Source organism: Paraburkholderia bannensis NBRC 103871 (assembly GCF_000685015.1).
Taxonomy (GTDB): domain Bacteria; phylum Pseudomonadota; class Gammaproteobacteria; order Burkholderiales; family Burkholderiaceae; genus Paraburkholderia; species Paraburkholderia bannensis.
This window is the reverse complement of the sequence record NZ_BAYA01000017.1, coordinates 59,100-77,115: the sequence shown is the minus strand read 5'-3', so window position 1 is coordinate 77,115 and position 18,016 is coordinate 59,100. Positions and strand designations below refer to the sequence as shown.

Sequence of the window (18,016 nt, the reverse complement as noted above, 5' to 3'; positions counted from 1 at the left end):
GGATTGGGCACGCGGCTTCAGGACAGCGGGGAAGCATCGCAACGCAGGCCGATTCCTATGAGCAATGCCGTGCGCCCCTGATTTCCTGCACCGTATGTCGCTGTGCTTCAAGCCGCCACCCCGCATTGGTGCAACGCTTATGTGCGGTAGGTAACAACGGCGATTGACGCAATGTGGGAAACCACCCATATTTTCTTCAAGCGGCTGTGCCCGGTGCGGCCCCGCCGCTTTCAGGCTTTCCTGCGCATGTAGATCGTGTTCCGCGAATCGCTCGCCGGTCGCATCAACGACGATCCTGAGCATGCCGAAATGGCATCGCCATCACGGTGGGGCTACAGCATGTCTGCTCAGACTATTCGTGACCAGCATTTCCCCGCAGCGTGCAAGCACTGTGGCGGCGTGCTCAAGGAGTACGTCGATACCTGCCCGTACTGCGGCGCGAAGCGTCCACTCGAAAGAGCCGCACTGCGCGTGCGCTCGCGCTCCGGGGCGCTCGCTCAAGGCCCGTCCACAGCGCCTGCCGCACCGGCCTTCGATCACCCCGCGGTAAAGCCCGAATTCCAGCAACACCCGATGATCGAGCACGAAACCTCGCCGGGCCAGATCGAGCGACGCAGCTTTCCCAAGGTGGTGATGCTGGTGCTGCTGTTCCTCGCGCTCGCCTATGCCGCGTACCTGATGCTGGGCGGCAACCGCAAGGCCGACGATGCGAGCGACGCGCCCGGCATTCACTCGCTGGTCGGCTCGATCCTGCCGTACCTTCCGCGCCAGCTCACGAAGAACGCAGCGCAATCGGGCAACAGCGCCAACACCGGCGCCGCCGACACCACGCAACAAGCCGATATCCCCAGGCCGGTCGCCGTGCCCCAATTCAAGGACGTGCCCGACAGCTTGCGGGCCGCGCATGCGAGCCTCGCGACCCACAATTTGTCTGACGCAAAGGCCGCGGACGAAGCCGCCCTCTCACGCGACGCGGGCAATGACGACGCGCGCGCAATCCAGCGCGATATCGCAACACGCGAACAGCAACGCGACAGCGTCCTGCAAAACGCGGATCGCTGCGCGACCCAGCACGACTGGGCCTGCGTGCAGCAACAGGCGTCCGAAGCCCTTGCGATCGATTCGAGCAGCCAGCAGGCGCAATCGCTGATGGAGCGCGCGATCCTCTCGACAGCCTGGGCGCCGCGCGCTTCAGCCGCTGCGGCCACGACGACGAACGCAACGAACCCGGCCACGAATCCAGCTACCAATCCGGTCACGAATCCGGCCACGAATTCTGCCAACAACGACAACGCCGTCGATGCGCGCCAGCGCGCCATCCTGCAAAACGGCTGGAAGCCCGCCACGCCATCCGGCGCCGGGCATTGACGCGGTTTTCTCGGTTCTCGAAGTCTGCCTTCCATCACATCCCCAGCGGGAGAGAGACATGCTGAAGACGACTCTAGCGGCACTGGCGGGCCTGGTCGCCCTGCTTTCCTCGACGCTCGCCGTCGCCGCCGCCCCGGACGCGCACTACAAGATCACCACCGGGCCCGAGCGCGGCACCTACATCCAGATCGGCCAGGATCTCTCGAAATGGGTCGCGCAGCCCGCGGGCATCGACCTGGAAGTGCTGCCCTCGAAAGGCTCGGCGGAAAACGTGCAGCGCATGCGCTTCGAACCGGGCGTGAAGCTCGCGCTCGTGCAGTCCGATGTCTACCAGGCCTATGTCGACATGGCCAATTCCGGCAACCAGGACGCGGGCACGACAATCCGCCCGCTGCGTCTCATCATGCCGCTCTACGACGAGGAAATTTATTTCGTCGTACGTAACGACTCGCCGATGAAGACGATCAACGAGATCAAGGACAAGACGATCAGCGTCGGCCTGATCGGCAGCGGCACGGCGCAATCGGCCTCGACGCTGTATCGCCTGATGTTCGGCCAGACGATTCCCGAGCAGAACGCGCAGCACCTGAGCAATGAAGATGCGCTGGCCGCGCTGATCGTCAAGAAGATCGACGTGGCGATCATCGTCGCCGGGCAGCCCGCCAAGCTCTTCACCGACATGGATCCCAACCTGCTGCAACAGATCCGCTTCCTGCGCGTCGATCCGAATGCGCCTGAAACGGCGCGCGCAAAGCAGACGTATTTCCCGGCGACGATCCACACATCGAGCTACCCGAACTGGTTGAAGGAAGACGTGCCGACCTGGACGGTCAAGGCGTTTCTCGTCACCTACGACTACAACCTGCGCGATACCGTCGGCAACCTGAAGCGCTTCGCCGATTCGCTGTGCGCGAACTTCGACAACCTCCAGGAGCACGGCCATCCGAAGTGGAAACAGGTGAAGCTCGAATTGCCCGGACTCGGCAAGGGCTGGCAATACTATCGGCCCGTCGAGCGGCAATTGAAGGCGTGTTTCGCGCATCGCGCCGCGGTGCAGGCGGCGGCAGGCACGGGCGCCCCGCGCGCCGCCACGACGCAGTCCAGCAACGGGCGGCCCTGTACGGATCAGGAACGCGTGCTATTGCTGTGCGGAAAACAGTGAGCCGCACGCGATTTTCATGAGCGCCCTGGCGGGCCCGAGCGGCTCGACCTGCTCGAAGCGGATCGTCGATTCGTTGGCGCGCGCAATTTCGTTGCCGTCGATATCGTAGGCCAGCAGGCTCGCCAGTCCGACCTCGCGCGCGCGGCAGCGGAATGCGAATAGCGCGCGGTCGTCGGTTTCCTTTTTTGCGCCGATGAGATTGGGCGGGTCGAAGTCCGTGCGTGTCCACACTTTCACGACGCCGCGATCGGTGGAAATGGACGCGGCATCGTAATAGATGGTTGCGCCTTGATCGTGTGACAGCAGATGCCATTGCCTGGCCTCGGCCGCCGCCGCGTGAAAGAGCAACACGGCGCAAGCAGCCGCGGTTGCACCAAGGCCCCTGAATACGGGCTTATTCATGATGTGCGCCACGCGGATTCGCTCCGGGCCCGTCTTCCGCTTCGAATACGGGCAGGTGCCAGCCCCGCCATATAGCGAGTAGACGCAAGCCCAGACCCAGCGCGAAACTGATCGCGGTATTCATGTCCTGGTCGACACCAGCGGCGCGCAGCAGCAGAAAGAGACCGCCAGCTAGCAGCGACACGCTCGCATAGAGTTCGCGCTGGAATACGACGGGCACGCGATTGCACAGCACATCGCGCAGCACGCCGCCGAAGACGCCCGTCACCATGCCCGCGATCATCACGACCGGCACGGAATACCCCATCGTCAGCGCCACATTGCAGCCGATCAGCGTGAACGCCATCAGCCCCATGGCGTCGAGAACCAGAAAAATCTCGCGCAAGTGCCGCAGATAAGGCGCGATGAGCGTCGTCAGCAAGCCCGCGGACAGCACGAGGTAGAGATAACCGGGATGCTGTGTCCACGCGACCGGGAAATGGCCGAGAAAAATATCGCGTACGGTTCCGCCGCCCAGCGCCGTCACAAAGGCGATCACAAGCACGCCAAACACATCGAGGTTGCGGCGGCGCGCGGCGAGCGCACCTGTCATCGCTTCGGCGGCAATGGCGACGAGATAGATGAGATTCAGCATGCTGCGCACCTCGACGAATCGAACGGCAGCAAAGAACCCAAGATGGGGAAAAACGTGCGGAAAAACGGGGGAAATTGCATAAGGAACGGAGAAAGAACAAGGCGGATTTCGGGCCTGCCTTGTACGCCTCTCCCTCTGTCCTTTTACCTGAGAGTTTCAGCTCGCGCGCGAGCCTGCCCCTTCGGTGGGCCACGATCAGGTGCGCAAACAGCGCATGAATCGCGACCTCTCTCCAGTCGGCGAAATTCTTTCGTGGTACGTGTGCCTGAGCGATTCCGGGAGCTTGCGCCTTCGGCGGAGGCCTTGTTGCCTCTCTCTCCCACGAAAGATTCGGCGCAATTATGGGTGTCGCGGCACGTTCATGTCAAATTGCTAACGACAAGCTAACAGCAACCAAACTGCATGTTGACTGAAAGCTGTCCGCGCGCGCATTGAACGATAATCACCGCTGCCGCGCCCGCTGCTGCACCCATACCGTACGTCCAGCCTCTATTCGACCTCCCTTTGCCACGGCAAGGACTCTTCATGCCCGATGCTGCTCCCCGCTCCAGACGTATTGCCCCGCTGTTCGCACTTGCCCCTTTTCTGCGGCCTTATGCCGGACGCTGGGCGCTCGCTTTTCTCGCGCTCCTGACCTCGGCGGGCGCGACGCTGGCGTTGCCCGTCGCGTTCAAGTACCTGATCGACCGGGGCTTTGCCAGCGGCGAGCGCACGCATATCGATCGCTATTTCATTGCGCTTTTTATCGTCTCGCTGGTTCTCGCGGCGGCGACCGCGCTGCGGTTCTACTGGGTGTCGTGGCTGGGCGAGCGCGTCACCGCCGATCTGCGCCGCACGGTCTACGACCACGTCATGCGCATGAGCCCCGAGTTCTTCGAAACCACCCAGACCGGCGAAGTCCTTTCGCGCCTGACCACCGACACGACGCTGATCCAGGCCGTGGTGGGCACGAGCCTGTCGCTCGGCTTGCGCAATGCGTTGCTGACGATCGGCGGCGTAACGATGCTGGTCACGACGAGTCCCGTGCTGTCCGGCTACATCATTGCGACGCTGGTGGTCGTGGTCGCGCCCATCGTCATTTTCGGCAGGCGGGTGCGCAAGCTTTCGCGCGCGAGCCAGGACAAGGTCGCCAATGCCAGCGCACTCGCGGGCGAAGTGCTCAACGCCATGCCGACCGTGCAGTCGTACACGCAGGAAGGCTACGAAACGCGCCGCTTTGGCGGCGCGGTCGAAACAGCGTTTGAAACTGCACTCACGCGGATTCGCGCACGGGCCGGCCTGACTGCCGTGGTCATCGTGTTCGTGTTCGCCGCCATCGTGTTCGTGCTGTGGCTGGGCGCGCAGTCGGTGCTGGCCGGGCGCATGACGGCGGGCCAGTTGTCCCAGTTCATCCTCTACGCGGTGTTCACGGCGGGCGCCGTCGGCGCGGTTGCCGAAGTCTGGGGCGACCTGCAACGCGCCGCCGGCGCCACCGAACGCCTGTTGCAATTGCTGGGCGCGCGCTCGCCGGTCGTTGAAGCCGCAACGACCGTGCCGCTGCCCGCACAGGGCGAAGGGATCCGCTTCGACAACGTGAGCTTTTCTTATCCGTCGCGACCCGGCGTCGCCGCGCTGGCTGGCTTCACGCTCGATGTGCGGCCAGGCGAGCATGTGGCGCTGGTCGGGCCTTCGGGCGCGGGCAAAACCACGCTGTTTCAATTGCTGCTGCGCTTTTACGACCCGCAAGCCGGCCAGATCCTGATTAATGGCGTGCCCACGCAGCAGGTATCGCTCAACGCGCTGCGTCAATCGATTGGCGTGGTGCTGCAGGAGTCGGTGATCTTTTCGGGCAGCGTGCTCGACAACATTCGTTACGGCATGCCGGATGCGAGTCTCGCCGAAGTCCAGCGCGCCGCCGGGATGGCCGCTGCGGCAGAGTTCATCGAGGCCTTGCCGCAAGGCTACGATACCTTCCTTGGCGAACGCGGCGTGCGCCTCTCGGGTGGCCAGCGCCAGCGCCTGGCGATTGCACGCGCGATCCTGAAGAACCCGCCGATCCTGCTGCTCGACGAGGCCACCAGCGCGCTCGACGCGGCCAGCGAGCGGCTCGTGCAAACGGCGCTCGACAACGCCGCGCTGAACCGCACGACGCTCGTGATCGCGCATCGTCTGGCCACTGTGCAGCAGGCCGATCGCATCGTCGTGATGGAGCATGGCCGCATCGTCGCGCAAGGCCGGCACGCGGAGCTGCTGCATAGCTCGCCGCTCTATGCGCAGCTTGCTGCGCTCCAGTTCGAGATGACGTCGGGAGAATTGCCCGCGCGCGCCTGAGTCGTTTGGTTTGAGCTGTTTGGCGCGACCGGTTTGCCGGGCGCGCCGTTTTTTCAGGCGAACCGCACGCAGTTGCGCCCGTCTTTCTTGGCCTCATAGAGCGCGTCGTCGGCCACGCAGAACGCATCGCGATAGCCATGATCGGACGGCGCATTGCGCCACGTGTGCGTCGCGCCCATGCTCAGCGTGACGACGCCAAGCGGCGAGCCGCGATGCTCGATGCCCAGCCGCTCCACGCCCGCGCGCACGCGCTCCAGCGCAAAGCCCAGCTCCGCGCGTTCGACGCCCGTCAGCAGCAGCGCGAACTCTTCGCCGCCCACGCGGCCCGCGATCATGTTGTGTTCTTCGGCGGCCTCGCGCAGCACTTCCGCGACCGCGCGCAGGCAGCCATCGCCCGCCGGATGGCCATAGGTGTCGTTGTACTGCTTGAACCAGTCGATATCGACCATCACTGAGCCGACGCCCTCGCCGTCCGGCGTGTCCTGCCAGCGGTGATGTACGCTCTCCAGCGTGCTGCGGCGGTTGAACAGCTGCGTGAGCGGATCGACGGCGGACGCCATGCGCAGGCGCAGATCGTTCTCGATCATTTCGCCCAGGTGGCGCAGCACGCCGCGCGCATTCGCATCCATGCGGCGCGGCGCGGGATCCATGGCGCAGAGCGCGCCAATCGGCTCGCCGTCCGGCAAGCGGATCGGCACGCCCGCGAAAAAGCGCACGTGCGGCGGATACTGCACGAGATCGCAGCCCTGCACGTCGGCGCGCTCGCGCGTGTCCTCGACGACAAACACGCCGCCGTTACGCAACGCGTGCTCGCTCAGCGAGCTGTCGCGCGGCGTGTTCGCGACCAGCGTGTCCAGGTCGCCGCAAAAGTGCTGATGCGCGGCGTCGAGCAGCGTCACCGTCGTGAATGCCGCGCCCGTGACGAACTTGAGGATGCCGGTGGCGTGGCCAAAGCACTCGCGCATGACCTGATCGTCATGCAAAAGCCACTCGACGACTGAGGGCTCCGCATGGGTAGGCTGGAAGCCGGCCATGAAGATCTGCGGGCGCGTAGCGGGACGATCGGAGCCGATGAGCAAGGACACGGTAGCTTCAGGTGAGTGTGATGCCTTCTTAACGGCCCCAGGCGGGCAAAGTTTAGTGAAATCCGTGCCCGATCTTTTTTACCGATTTTGTCCGATGAATGGATATTGTCAGGTGAATATCGCGCGGCGCGGTGCGGGCGTGGCGCATTTAATAAGGATTCCGTATGGACTGGATTTTCAGACCGGCGGCGCAAGCGGCGGCACTGAAAAATGGTGCTGCCGGATCTTCCACGTCCCCTCATGCCGGGCGATCACCAGCGTCGTACGCATGCGCGCACGCGACGTGCGTCGGGGGTTCAGGTGCCAGTTCGACGCGCGCCGGAGCGCCGTTCTGACTCGTCTCTTCTCTCATGAACGGCCCCCGAAACGCCCTGCATGCATAGGCCCAGACCGTCATTTCGCTTGAGTTACGCGTGAGTTTCGTTTGTGCCCCGAATGCGAACCGTTAAAATCCCGGGTTTTCTTCCAACCGGCCTTTCCCGATGCAACCCGCTTCGCCCACGCAACCCGCCTCTCACGTCATCGACGACGCCCCCTCCGGCCGCGACCTGGTCTACGGCCCCGACGACAAACCCGCCCCCACCATCGCCTTCGTGGCCGCGCTCCAGCACCTGCTGGCCATCCTCGTGCCGATCGTCACGCCCGGCCTGCTGATCTGCCAGTCGCTCGGCGTCTCCAGCCGCGACACCACGCTGATCGTGTCGATGTCGCTCGTGATTTCGGGCATCGCCACCTTCCTGCAATGCCGCCGCTTCGGCCCGCTTGGCGCGGGGCTGCTGATCGTGCAGGGCACGAGCTTCAACTTCGTCGGCCCGCTGATCGCCGGCGGCAGCCTGATGGTCAAGCAGGGCACGCCGGTCGAGACCGTGATGGCCGCGATCTTCGGCGTGGTCATTGCGGGTTCGTTCGTCGAAATGGCGGTCTCGCGCATCCTGCCGTTCGTCAAGCGCCTGATCACGCCGCTCGTGACCGGCATCGTGGTGCTGCTGATCGGCCTCACGCTCATCAAGGTGGGCCTCATCAGCATGGGCGGCGGCTATGGCGCCATCGCCAAGGGCAATTTCGCAAGCGTAGAGAACCTCACGCTCTCGGGCGTCGTGCTGGGCACCATCATCGTGCTCAACCGCGTGCCCATCGTCTGGGTGCGCAGCACGGCGCTGGTGATCGCGCTGGTGGTCGGCTACCTGGTGGCCGCCGCGCTCGGTCGTCTCGACTTTACGGGCGCGCGCGAGGCCGCGCTGTTCCAGATCCCGACGCCGCTGCACTTCGGCATCGGCTTCTCGTGGTCGCTGTTCGTGCCGATGCTGATTATCTATCTCGTCACCTCGCTCGAAGCGATTGGCGACGTCACGGCCACCAGCAAGATCTCGCGCCAGCCCGTCGAGGGCCCGTTGTGGATGCAACGGATCAAGGGCGGCGTGCTGGTCAACGGCGCGAATTCGCTGCTGGCTGGCGTGTTCAATACGTTCCCGAGCTCGGTGTTCGCGCAGAACAACGGCGTGATCCAGCTGACCGGCATTGCCAGCCGTCACGTGGGCGTGTGGATCGCGGGCATGCTGGTGGTGCTCGGCCTGTTCCCGCCCGTCGCGGGCGTCCTGCAGGCCGTGCCCGAGCCGGTGCTGGGCGGCGCGGCGATGGTGATGTTCGGCGCGGTGGCCGCGTCGGGCATCAATATTCTCTCGGGCATCAAGCTCGACCGCCGCGCGCTGCTGATCATCGCGGTGTCGCTGGCGCTGGGCCTGGGCGTCTCGCAGGTGCCGGAGATTCTCACCAGCCTGCCGCACGCGCTCAAGAACGTGCTGGAGTCGGGCGTCGCCACGGGCGGCATCTGCGCCCTCGTGATGAACTGGTTCCTGCCGGAACGCAACTAGGCAAGACCATGAAGCGCGCGATCGACCGCGCGCTTCCATCAAACATTGGTCATCGCGCCAGCGCGCCCTGGCCGATACTCCCGGCGCCCCGGCCCTTCGCCGAGCGCCCGGCCACCACCCTGTCCCGTCCCGCCGCCTTCGCACGATACAGATTCGCGTCCGCGCATTGCAGCGGGTCGTCGGCCTGCGCCTTGCCCGCTTCGCAGGTGAACACGCCCAGCGAGATCGTCACGCGCCCCGCTGGACTCTTCGCGGGAATGTCGAGCTTGCGCACGGCGCTGCGCATGGCCTCCGCAATCGATACCGCCGACGACGTCGCGCAGCCCGGCAGCAGCACCACGAACTCCTCGCCGCCATAACGGCTCACGGCGTCGCCCTGGCGCCGCAAGCAGCACTGCAACGCGTTCGCGACAAGGCGCAGGCAATCGTCGCCCGCGGCATGGCCGTAGGTATCGTTGAACAGCTTGAAGCAATCGACGTCGACCATCAGCACCGACAAAGGCTGCTCCTGATGGCGCGCGACGAGGCATTCGCGCGCGTACGCCATGTCGAACCAGCCACGGTTGTAGAGGCCCGTGAGCGCATCGCGGTTGGCCTTTTCTTCGAGATCCTCGTTGATGCGCGCGAGCCGCGAATACAGCATCGAAATCTCGACGAGCAGCGCCGCCAGCAGCGCCGACGACGCGATCACCGACGCCACCCGCGCCCCATACCAGCCGAGCGTAAAGCGCGCCGATCCGGCGAGCGTCAACGTCACATCGGCGAGAAAGGCCAGCAGTGCAATCGTGAACCAGACGTCGAGCACGGTGCGCAGGCGCCCGTTCGCGAGTTGCGCGGCCAGCGCCGCCACGCTCACGATCACGACATAGAACGCGAAGGGGCTGTGGCGCAGCAGGCTATAGGAGCCGTCCTTGATGAGCATGGGCAGCGCGTCGCTGAAACGCACCGCGATCACGCAGCCGGTCAGACTGCCCGCCAGCGCCAGCAGGCTCAGCAAACGCGCGTGCTTCAGGCGGAACAGGAAGCGCGACTGCGCGAGCCAGTTCGCCGCGAAGCCGAGCAGCACGAGCGTCGGGAAGCCGCCGTGCCAGAGCACCCAGATCCAGACGGCGCTCTGCTTGCCCGCGCCGAGCAGACCGGTGGGCGAAAACACGCCCGGAAAGATCAGCAACTGAATCGCGCACGTCAGGCTGCTGAACGCATAAGCCGCCGACAGCGCCGCATCGATCGGCGACTTGCCCATGCGGAAACGCACCCACATGAGCAGCGACGTGATCGCCTCGGTGAGCACGACCGCCGTGCAGAAGATCGGCACGAACGCCGTGCAGGCGGGCAGCATTTCGCCCGCATAGGGCAACACCGCCGCCACCAGCATGCCGATGCCCAATGCCAGACCGAACGCGATCCAGCGATGCAAGCGGGTGGGACGCCGTGAGGTGATCTGCTTGTTCATTCGGTGCAGGCGGCCCGAAGGCTAAACGAAGGCTAAAACGAAGGCGAGGCCTAAAAATCCACGGCGGCAGGCGCGGGCCGGCCGCCGGGTTCAACACCTCTATATCGGCTGCCCGCGATTGCACCTTTAGCGTTGCCGCCGCGCGTCGGGCCTAGTGCTTACCCGGCGTCAGCACCACGCGAAAACGCGCCTTGCCGCTCATCATGCGGTCGTAGGCTTCGGCGGCGCGCTCAAGCGGATATTCCTCGATCATCGGCTTCACGTCCGAGAGCGCGCTGAACGCCAGGGTCTCCTGCGAATCCGCCGCCGTGCCGGACGGCCAGCCCTGCACCGACTGCCGCCCCATGATGAACTGCGTCACCGGCACTTCGACCGGCTCCTGCGCCACGCCCACCATGATGAGCTTGCCGTTCACGCCCAGGCCCGCGAGCGCCGCGCTCATCGCCTCGCCATTGGTGACGGTCGCCAGGATCACGCGCGCGCCGCCCAGCGCCTGCAAGCTTGCGCCGACGTCCTGCGCCGAGCTGTCGATGTAGTGATGCGCGCCCAGTTGCTTCGCAAGCGGCGCCTTGTCCTGCCCGCGCGCGATCGCCACCGTCACGAAACCCATCTTGCGCGCGAACTGCACGCCCAGATGCCCCAGCCCGCCGATGCCGAGGATCGCCGCCACGTCGCCCGCGCGCGCGCCGCTGTGGCGCAGCGCGTTGAAGGTGGTAATGCCCGCGCAGAGCAACGGCGCCGCATCGACATCGGAGAGATCGTCGGGCATGCGCGCGAGCGCCTCCTGCGGCGCGACCATGTACTGCGCGTAGCCGCCGTCGTAGCTGATGCCGGGAACCTGCGCGTTCTGGCAAAGCACGAAGTCGCCGTGGCGGCAGCGCTCGCAATGGCCGCAGTGTCCGCCGTGCCAGCCCACGCCGACGCGCTGGCCCACGCTCCAGCCCTCGACGCCCGCGCCCATGCGCTCGATCACGCCCGCGATCTCGTGACCCGGCACGCGCGGAAACTGCAGGCCAGGCCACTGGCCTTCCTTCGTCAGCGAATCGCTATGGCAAATGCCGCACGCCTGCACCTTGATCAGCACGTGGCCCGTGGCCGGTTCTGGGATGTCGCGTTCGACGAGTTCCAGCGGTCCGCCTGCTTTCGCTACCTGCACTGCCTGCATGGTTGGCATCGTCTGCTCCTTGATCCTTGAAGGGGGAAGCGCGGCGTGCTTTGCACGCCGCCGGGGGGATGTGGGTCGCTTGTGAGGGGTGTGAGTAACGCGCTAGCAGGGTACTCCAGCGAAAAAAATCGCCGCACATGGGCGGCGATTGTCGGATTGTCGTTTCGGGCGCGGGCGGTCATTCGCCCTGTCACGCGGCCGTTCAAGGCGTCAGCGACTTTTTCTCGGGCAACGGCTGGTCGAGCCCGGGCTCGGTCGGCGCGGGCACGGCGTCGCCAATCGGCACGTTGATGTCTTCCGGCGGCAGATCGGGCGGTTCATCCGGGCGCGCCTGGGGTGCAGGCGGTTCCGCATCGGCAGGCTGCGTCTTGGGCGGCAGCGGCTGATCGAGACCCGGCTCTTTCGGTGCGGGCACGGCGTCGCCAAACGGGCGCGATTGTTCCGATGGCAGGATCGGCGGCGCATCGTCCGGCGACGGGCGCTCGTGCCGCCTGGGCGGGTCTTCAGCAGGGTCGACGTCGGGCAGTTCGATTGTGCTCATCGCTACGCTCCTCCCATGAAATGGGGCTGACTTGCGAAAGGAGCCAGCATTCGGCGTGCCGCGCGATTGAGGGCGTAATCAAATTGTCAATGCAGTTGATTATCATTTGCGTTTTTTCGGCGTGCGGAAGATGGAAACGGTCGAACGCGTGTTGGCGCAAGGCGTAGTTGAAACGGCGGCGCAAGCGGATCGCTACGACGGTCTCGCCCGCCTGCTGCACTGGATTTTCGCGGCGGCGATCCTGTACGCCACGCTCGCGGGCTATGCGCTCGCGCGGCTTCCCGATGGCCCGCTGCGCGAGTTTCTCTCGCACCTGAACATGTCGATTGCGACCGTGCTGATCGTGCTGTTTCCGCTGCGGGTCTGGTGGGCGTCGGTGCGCGCGGCGCCGCGTGCCTTGCCCGGCGTGTCCGCCACGCAGCGCGCGATTGCGCACGGCGTGCATCGGCTGCTGTATCTGACGATCTTCGCCGTGCTGGCGAGCGGCTACCTGATGGTGCCCAATGGCTATGCGTTCTTCGGCCTGATCGAGATTCCGACGCCGTTCGGGCCAGGCGCGCTCACCGCACAGCTCTTCGCGTTCCATCGCGCGAGTTGCGCAGTCCTGGCCGCGCTGGTCGTGCTGCATGTGCTGGCCGTCGTCAAGCATCAGTGGATCGCGCGCAATGGCGTGCTGCAACGGATGCTTTAAGGCGCTAAAGCGGCAACTCCCTCACCTCATGGCCGATGCGCTCGAACGCCTTCACGCGCGCGAGCACCACGCCCTGCACGATTGCGCCGAGCAACACCGCATCGGTGCCCGTGGTCGAGATCGCCAGTTCGGGCACGGGGATCGGCAGCCACGCCGCCAGCTGCGCGCGGATCGCAGGCAGCAGCAGCGTGCCGCTATGGCCGATGCCGCCGCCCAGCACGACCAGCGCCGGATCGAGCACCGGAATGATCGCCGCAAGGCCCCACGCAAGCTGGCGCGCTTCCTCTGCAACACAGGCCAGCGCACGGTCATCGCCTTGCTGCGCGGCGACGAACACGGCCTCGGCGTTCGACACGGCGAGGCCAAGACGGCGTGCGTGCGCCACCACGCCTTTCGCGGCGGCAAACGATTCGAAGTTCGCTTCGTCCTGCCCCGGCTCGACTGACGGCGCGCCTTGTAGAGACAGCAGCGGCGCGGGCCGCAACACCGCGATCTCGCCCGCGAAGCCATGCGCGCCGCGATGCAGCTTGCCGTTGGCGATGATCCCGAGACCCACGCCCGTGCCGATCGACATGAACACGAAGTTCTCGACGCCGCGCCCGATCCCATGCGCCTGCTCGCCTAGCGCCGCGAGGTTGATGTCGTTCTCGAACACCGTGTCCGCGCCCAGCGCTTCGCGCAATGCGGGCACGAGATCGGCGCGCTCCCAGTCGGGCAGATTGGGCGCGAGATGCAGGCGGCCATCCTTGGCGTCGAACACGCCCGGCGAGCCGAACACGGTCGCCAGCACGTCGTCGGCCTCGATGCCCTGCTCGGCCAGCAACGCACGCTGCACCGCGACGATCTCGCCGACGAGCTTCGACGGATCGGCAGGCGTGGGCAACTGCACGCGTGCGCTCACGCTGCCCGTGAGATCGGCGAGCGCGCCGCGCACCCAGGCCGCGCCCACGTCGATGGCCAGCACGAATCCCGCCCGCGCGCGCGGCATATAGAGCCGGGGCGCGCGGCCCGCGCTGCCCTCGCGCACGCCGCTCTGCTCGACAAGGCCAAGCCGTTCCAGGTTCGCCAGCGCGGCGTTGACCGTCACCTTCGACAAGCCGGTGCTGTCCGCCAGTTGCGGACTGGACGCCGGCGCAAGCGACAAAAGATGCTGATAGATCGCCCACTCGTTGTCCTGGCGCACGAAGGCCGGGCCGCGCGTGACGGGTGCGGACGAGGAAGGGCTGCGGTGAGGCTGGTTCATGCGTGTTCCGCTGCGTGGTGCGCGCAGCGCTCGATTGGATGCCTGATTGGATGCCTGATGGGGTGCCCGATCCTATCAACGCGCACGGCTGCGCGGCAAGGTTCGACGTTGCGGGACAAACTCGGGTTCTCCCCGATTTTGACGCAATTGATTTCGTAAAGAAACTTTCCTATCATTCGCCCATCAAGCCGTCAAAGCACTCAAAAGACGCGGCGACGCTGTCCCGACAGAGCCTTTCCCCTCGACGAGAACGCGGCGCGCGCCGCATGGAGACACAGTAATGGGCGATTCCACCTGGCAGGCCGAAGCCGACAGCCGCGGCGCCGACGCGGCCCGCGCATCGACGGGCCCCGCCGCCGATACCCCGCACTTCCGCCGCTCGGTTGGCCTCTTTCCGGCCATCGCGGTCAACATGATCCAGATTTGCGGCGTCGGGCCGTTCCTCACGATCCCGGCCATCGTGGCGGTGATGAACGGGCCGCTCGCCGTGATCGGCTGGATCTGCGGCGCGCTGCTGGCGATGGCCGACGGCCTCGTCTGGGCCGAACTGGGCGCGGCCATGCCGGGCGCGGGCGGCACTTATCTCTACGTGCGCGAGGCGTTCCAGTACCGCACCGGCAAGCTCATGCCCTTCCTGTTCGTCTGGACGGCCATGCTGTCGATCCCGCTCATCATGAGCACGGGCATCATCGGCTTCGTGCAGTACCTGGGCTTTTTCCTGCCGAATCTCGCGCCGTGGCAGGCGCACGCGCTGGGCATTGTCGTGGTCGCGCTCGTGGTGCTGGCGCTGTATCGCCGCATCGAGTCGATCCGCACGCTCAGCTCGATCCTGTGGATCATCATGGTGCTCGCGGTCGGCCTCACGACGGCGGCGGCCTACTCCGATTTCCACCTGCACATGGCGATGGCGCTGCCGCCCGACGCCGGCAACATCGGCAAGTTCTTCACCGGGCTGGGCGCGGGGCTGATCATCGCGATCTACGATTACGCGGGCTACAACACCACGGCCTACATGGGCGACGAACTCAAGAATCCGGGCCGCACGATGCCCGCGTCGATCATCGTGTCGATCCTCGCGATGATGGTGTTCTACCTGGCCATGAACATCGGCGTGATCGGCACGGTGCCGTGGCAGGAGGTGGCCAAGTCGACCTCGGTTGCCTCGCTCGTGGTCGAGCGCAACTGGGGCCATGCCGCAGCGGCCATCGTCACGGTGCTGATCCTGATTGCCGCGTTCGCATCCGTGTTCGCCGGTCTGCTGGGCGGCTCGCGCGTGCCGTTTCACGCCGCACGTGACGGCGTTTTTCTGGCCGCGTTCGGCAAGCTCCATGCAAAGCACGACTTCCCGCATGTGGCGCTGCTCGTGATGGGTGTGGTGACCGCCGCGGGCACGTTCTTCGACCTCACCACCGTCATCAACATGCTGGTGGCCGTGGCGGTACTGCTCCAGTCGGTCGCGCAGATTGCCGCGCTCACCGTGCTGCGCCGCCGCCAGCCGACGCTTCGCCGTCCTTATCGTCAGTGGCTCTACCCGCTGCCCAGCGTGCTCGCGCTGATCGGCTGGCTCTATGTGTTCTACGCGACCGACCGTCAGTCGCAACTGATGTCGACGGGCTGGATCGTGCTTGGGCTCATTGCCTTCCTGATCTGGGCGCGCTTCGCCCGCCAATGGCCGTTCGGGCCGAAGAACGTGCGCGAAGTGTTCCTCGAACGCCAGCGCGCCGAAGACGCAGCACAGCACTAACTACGCTTGAAGAATCGCACCATGAAAGACAACGACAGGTATGGCGCTTCGTCGCCATTCGCGCTCGCCATCGATTTCGGCGGCACCAAGATCGCGATGGCGACGGCGAGCGGCGCAGGCCGACGCCTCCAGACGCGCGAGATCGCGACGCTCGCCAGCGAAGGGGCCGAGCGCGTCATGCAGCGCACGTTCGCCGCGGCGCGCGAACTGGTCGAAGCCACCGCCGCGCAGACCGGCGCGCCGCTGCGCGCCATCGCCGCCGTCACGCCCGGCATCGTCGAGCCGGACGGCATTCGCCTCGCGCCCAACAATCCGGGCTGGGAACGGCTCGCGTTGAAGGACGTGCTGCGCGACGCCTTCGACGTGGCGAGCGTGAGCGTGGAAACCGACGTGAAGGCCGCCGCGCTCGCGGAAGCGCGTGACGGCGCGCTCGCGGGCGTCGATTGCGGGCTCTACGTGAACATGGGGACGGGACTGGCCGCCGCCGCTGTCGTGGGCGGGCGCGTGCTGCGCGGCGCGCACGGCGCGGCGGGCGAAATCGGCTACCTGCTGCGCGGCGTGCCCGGCGAGCGTCATTTCGCCGATGGCGCTGCGCCGCTCGAAGAGCATGTTTCGGGCGCGGGGATAGCCGCGCGGGCGTCGGCGCTGCTCGGCCGTGCGGTGAGCGCGCGCGAAGCGTTCGCGCTTGCGGCAACGCAGCCAGAAATGGCGGCGTTGATCGACGACGCACTCGATGCGCTCGCCTTGCATGTGGCCAACGTGGCGATCATGCTCGACCCCGCGCGCATCGCCATCGGCGGCGGCATGGCGCGCGTGCCCGCCGTGGCGGCGCGCATCGAGGCGCTCGTGCGCCGCGCCGTGCCTTGCCCGCCCGAAGTCTGCATCGCCGCGTTCGGCCACGACGCCGCGCTGCAAGGCGCCATCGTCGCGGCCGCCGATGCGTTGACGTCGCGCTAACGTATGTAACGGGCTCGACAGGCCAGGCGGCGAAGCGCCCGGCCTGCTCTTGCTTTTACTGCGCCGTGCGCAGCTTCGCGACCTGCTGCGCCGTCACCGTGCCTTCCTTCGAGCCGAAATGGCTCAGCACGAAATTAGCCACCGCCGCGATATCCGAGTCGCTGTACGCGCCGCCAAAGCCCGGCATCTGCTGCAAGCGGCCATTCACCGTCAGCGACGTGCCGTTGAGCAGCACCTGCACGAGCGCCGCGCCCGACGGATCGTTGACCGCGTGGCTGCCCACGAGCGAGGCATAGTCGCTCTGGCGGCCCGCGCCGTTCCACTGGTGACAGCCCACGCAATCGCCTGCAAAGAGCCGCTGGCCGCGTTCGAGCGCGGGCGTGCTGGCGCCTGCCCCCGGCAATACCGCATTCGAAGCACGCGCCGCCGACGGATCGAGCGTGATCGTCGCGGCCTCGCCCGCCTGCGCGCCGGTCGCGGGCGCGACGCTGCGCAGGTACGTGACGAGCGCCGAGATATCGCCGGGCGTCAGGTATTGCAGGCTATGTTCGACAACCTCGCCCATCGGGCCCGCCGCCGAACTGCGTCCCGGCGCATGACCAAGCGACAGGTACTGCGCGACCTGCTGGTCGCTCCACGCGCCAATGCCGTAGCTCTGGTCGGAGGTCGTGTTGTACGCCTTCCAGCCTTCGATTTCCGCGCCCGACAGATAGTCGCGCGACTTCATCGCGAAGCCCACGTTGCGCGGCGTATGGCACTCGCCGCAATGGCCCAGCGCCGTGGCCAGGTACGCGCCGCGGTTCCATTCGACGCTCTTCGCCGGATCGGTCGCGAAGCGCTGCTCGTGGAAGAACAGCACGTTCCACGCGGCCATGCCCCAGCGCTGGTTATACGGGAACGACAGGTCGTTGGCGGGCGGCGCCTGATGCACGGCGGGCAGCGTCAGCAGGTACTGCTTGATCGCCAGCACGTCGGCGCGGCTGAGCTGCGTGTACGAGGTATAGGGCATCGCCGGATAGAGATTGCCGTGCGAGCCTATGCCCGCGCGCACGGCCTTGACGAAGGCGTCGTCGCTCCAGTCGCCAATGCCGGTGTCCTTGTCCGGCGTGAGATTGGTGGCGTAGATCGTGCCGAAGGGCAGCTTGAACGCGCGGCCGCCCGCGTAGGGCGTGCCGCCTTGCGCGGTGTGGCAGGCGACGCAATCGGCCGCTTTGGCAAGGTACTCGCCGTGGGCGACGCTGGCCGCCAGGTCGGCGGGCGTGCCCGCCACGGGCGGCTGCGGCTCGCTGCCCGCCGGTGCGAGCCAGGCGCGGCCGCACAGGACGGCGGCGGCCACGGCAGCCGCGAGCGCCGTATAGCCGATGATTCTGCGAATTTTCACGATGTGTGG

16 protein-coding genes and 1 riboswitch are annotated in these 18,016 nt (G+C 66.3%); of the genes, 7 read left to right on the top strand and 9 right to left on the bottom strand.

Annotation, left to right across the window (positions count from 1 at the left end; genetic code table 11):
• The first annotated feature begins 339 nt into the window (after window positions 1–339).
• Both BBA01S_RS42610 and BBA01S_RS24725 read left to right on the top strand, forming a co-directional pair.
• Window positions 340–1,368, top strand: coding sequence for a zinc ribbon domain-containing protein (locus tag BBA01S_RS42610; RefSeq protein ID WP_156966067.1), 1,029 nt, complete (start codon window positions 340–342; stop codon window positions 1,366–1,368).
• A 58-nt stretch (window positions 1,369–1,426) separates the two neighbouring features.
• On the top strand, window positions 1,427–2,530 hold the full coding sequence (locus tag BBA01S_RS24725) for a TAXI family TRAP transporter solute-binding subunit (protein ID WP_027818787.1): 1,104 nt from the start codon (window positions 1,427–1,429) through the stop codon (window positions 2,528–2,530).
• On the opposite strand, the gene BBA01S_RS24720 is transcribed toward BBA01S_RS24725, so the two are convergent.
• Together BBA01S_RS24720 and BBA01S_RS42605 are read right to left on the bottom strand one after the other, a co-directional pair.
• The gene (locus BBA01S_RS24720) at window positions 2,507–2,932 is read right to left on the bottom strand and encodes a surface-adhesin E family protein (RefSeq protein WP_156966066.1); all 426 of its coding nucleotides are present in this window, start codon (window positions 2,930–2,932) and stop codon (window positions 2,507–2,509) included. The two genes, BBA01S_RS24725 and BBA01S_RS24720, sit on opposite strands and share 24 nt — an antisense overlap.
• Window positions 2,925–3,566, bottom strand: coding sequence for a trimeric intracellular cation channel family protein (locus tag BBA01S_RS42605; protein ID WP_042297841.1), 642 nt, complete (start codon window positions 3,564–3,566; stop codon window positions 2,925–2,927). Before BBA01S_RS42605 ends, BBA01S_RS24720 begins: the two co-directional genes overlap by 8 nt.
• A 243-nt stretch (window positions 3,567–3,809) precedes the next feature.
• Window positions 3,810–3,898, bottom strand: a riboswitch (glycine riboswitch).
• 193 nt (window positions 3,899–4,091) lie between these two features.
• On the opposite strand from BBA01S_RS42605, the gene BBA01S_RS24710 reads away from it, so the two are divergent.
• Window positions 4,092–5,876 (top strand): ABC transporter transmembrane domain-containing protein, encoded by a 1,785-nt coding sequence (locus BBA01S_RS24710; protein ID WP_027818785.1) that lies wholly within the window; start codon window positions 4,092–4,094, stop codon window positions 5,874–5,876.
• 53 nt (window positions 5,877–5,929) lie between these two features.
• On the opposite strand, the gene BBA01S_RS24705 is transcribed toward BBA01S_RS24710, so the two are convergent.
• Both BBA01S_RS24705 and BBA01S_RS46085 read right to left on the bottom strand, forming a co-directional pair.
• A complete protein-coding gene (locus BBA01S_RS24705; protein ID WP_245641571.1) occupies window positions 5,930–6,961 on the bottom strand; it encodes a sensor domain-containing diguanylate cyclase in 1,032 nt (343 codons plus the stop codon).
• Window positions 6,962–7,138: 177 nt separating this feature from the next.
• On the bottom strand, window positions 7,139–7,261 hold the full coding sequence (locus BBA01S_RS46085; protein WP_281176990.1) for a nuclear transport factor 2 family protein: 123 nt from the start codon (window positions 7,259–7,261) through the stop codon (window positions 7,139–7,141).
• Between the two features lie 182 nt (window positions 7,262–7,443).
• On the opposite strand from BBA01S_RS46085, the gene BBA01S_RS24700 reads away from it, so the two are divergent.
• Window positions 7,444–8,832 carry a uracil-xanthine permease family protein gene (locus BBA01S_RS24700; protein WP_027818783.1) on the top strand — a complete coding sequence of 463 codons (1,389 nt, stop codon included), beginning with the start codon at window positions 7,444–7,446 and terminating at the stop codon, window positions 8,830–8,832.
• A 49-nt stretch (window positions 8,833–8,881) separates the two neighbouring features.
• Here the strand turns inward: BBA01S_RS24700 and BBA01S_RS42600 are convergent, their stop codons facing one another.
• The 3 genes from BBA01S_RS42600 to BBA01S_RS42595 all read right to left on the bottom strand — a co-directional run bounded on the left by BBA01S_RS42600 (window position 8,882) and on the right by BBA01S_RS42595 (window position 11,991).
• The gene (locus BBA01S_RS42600; RefSeq protein WP_084162518.1) at window positions 8,882–10,285 is read right to left on the bottom strand and encodes a sensor domain-containing diguanylate cyclase; all 1,404 of its coding nucleotides are present in this window, start codon (window positions 10,283–10,285) and stop codon (window positions 8,882–8,884) included.
• Between the two features lie 151 nt (window positions 10,286–10,436).
• Entirely contained in the window at window positions 10,437–11,459 is a 1,023-nt protein-coding gene (locus BBA01S_RS24690) for an alcohol dehydrogenase (protein ID WP_027818782.1), read from the bottom strand.
• A 193-nt stretch (window positions 11,460–11,652) separates the two neighbouring features.
• A complete protein-coding gene (locus BBA01S_RS42595; protein WP_042297840.1) occupies window positions 11,653–11,991 on the bottom strand; it encodes a hypothetical protein in 339 nt (112 codons plus the stop codon).
• 130 nt (window positions 11,992–12,121) lie between these two features.
• On the opposite strand from BBA01S_RS42595, the gene BBA01S_RS24675 reads away from it, so the two are divergent.
• A complete protein-coding gene (locus BBA01S_RS24675) occupies window positions 12,122–12,682 on the top strand; it encodes a cytochrome b (protein ID WP_027818781.1) in 561 nt (186 codons plus the stop codon).
• A gap of 4 nt (window positions 12,683–12,686) precedes the next feature.
• On the opposite strand, the gene BBA01S_RS42590 is transcribed toward BBA01S_RS24675, so the two are convergent.
• Window positions 12,687–13,925 (bottom strand): ROK family transcriptional regulator, encoded by a 1,239-nt coding sequence (locus tag BBA01S_RS42590; RefSeq protein WP_042297839.1) that lies wholly within the window; start codon window positions 13,923–13,925, stop codon window positions 12,687–12,689.
• Between the two features lie 280 nt (window positions 13,926–14,205).
• Here BBA01S_RS42590 and BBA01S_RS42585 point away from each other — a divergent pair, with 280 nt between their 5' ends.
• Window positions 14,206–15,669, top strand: a complete 1,464-nt coding sequence (locus BBA01S_RS42585; protein ID WP_042297838.1) for an APC family permease — start codon at window positions 14,206–14,208, stop codon at window positions 15,667–15,669.
• Window positions 15,670–15,690: 21 nt separating this feature from the next.
• Complete coding sequence (locus tag BBA01S_RS24660) at window positions 15,691–16,626, top strand: ROK family protein (protein WP_042297837.1); 936 nt, start codon at window positions 15,691–15,693, stop codon at window positions 16,624–16,626.
• A 55-nt stretch (window positions 16,627–16,681) separates the two neighbouring features.
• On the opposite strand, the gene BBA01S_RS24655 is transcribed toward BBA01S_RS24660, so the two are convergent.
• Window positions 16,682–18,007 (bottom strand): cytochrome c, encoded by a 1,326-nt coding sequence (locus BBA01S_RS24655; protein WP_027818779.1) that lies wholly within the window; start codon window positions 18,005–18,007, stop codon window positions 16,682–16,684.
• Window positions 18,008–18,016 lie beyond the last annotated feature (9 nt).

Coding starts and splice junctions, on each gene's coding strand:
- BBA01S_RS24725 (WP_027818787.1), top strand. CDS start 1,427: ATGCTGAAGACGACTCTAGCGGCACTGGCGGGCCTGGTCGCCCTGCTT.
- BBA01S_RS24720 (WP_156966066.1), bottom strand. CDS start 2,932: ATGAATAAGCCCGTATTCAGGGGCCTTGGTGCAACCGCGGCTGCTTGC.
- BBA01S_RS24675 (WP_027818781.1), top strand. CDS start 12,122: ATGGAAACGGTCGAACGCGTGTTGGCGCAAGGCGTAGTTGAAACGGCG.
- BBA01S_RS42610 (WP_156966067.1), top strand. CDS start 340: ATGTCTGCTCAGACTATTCGTGACCAGCATTTCCCCGCAGCGTGCAAG.
- BBA01S_RS24660 (WP_042297837.1), top strand. CDS start 15,691: ATGAAAGACAACGACAGGTATGGCGCTTCGTCGCCATTCGCGCTCGCC.
- BBA01S_RS24710 (WP_027818785.1), top strand. CDS start 4,092: ATGCCCGATGCTGCTCCCCGCTCCAGACGTATTGCCCCGCTGTTCGCA.
- BBA01S_RS24700 (WP_027818783.1), top strand. CDS start 7,444: ATGCAACCCGCTTCGCCCACGCAACCCGCCTCTCACGTCATCGACGAC.
- BBA01S_RS24690 (WP_027818782.1), bottom strand. CDS start 11,459: ATGCCAACCATGCAGGCAGTGCAGGTAGCGAAAGCAGGCGGACCGCTG.
- BBA01S_RS42590 (WP_042297839.1), bottom strand. CDS start 13,925: ATGAACCAGCCTCACCGCAGCCCTTCCTCGTCCGCACCCGTCACGCGC.
- BBA01S_RS42605 (WP_042297841.1), bottom strand. CDS start 3,566: ATGCTGAATCTCATCTATCTCGTCGCCATTGCCGCCGAAGCGATGACA.
- BBA01S_RS42585 (WP_042297838.1), top strand. CDS start 14,206: ATGGGCGATTCCACCTGGCAGGCCGAAGCCGACAGCCGCGGCGCCGAC.
- BBA01S_RS42600 (WP_084162518.1), bottom strand. CDS start 10,285: ATGAACAAGCAGATCACCTCACGGCGTCCCACCCGCTTGCATCGCTGG.
- BBA01S_RS42595 (WP_042297840.1), bottom strand. CDS start 11,991: ATGAGCACAATCGAACTGCCCGACGTCGACCCTGCTGAAGACCCGCCC.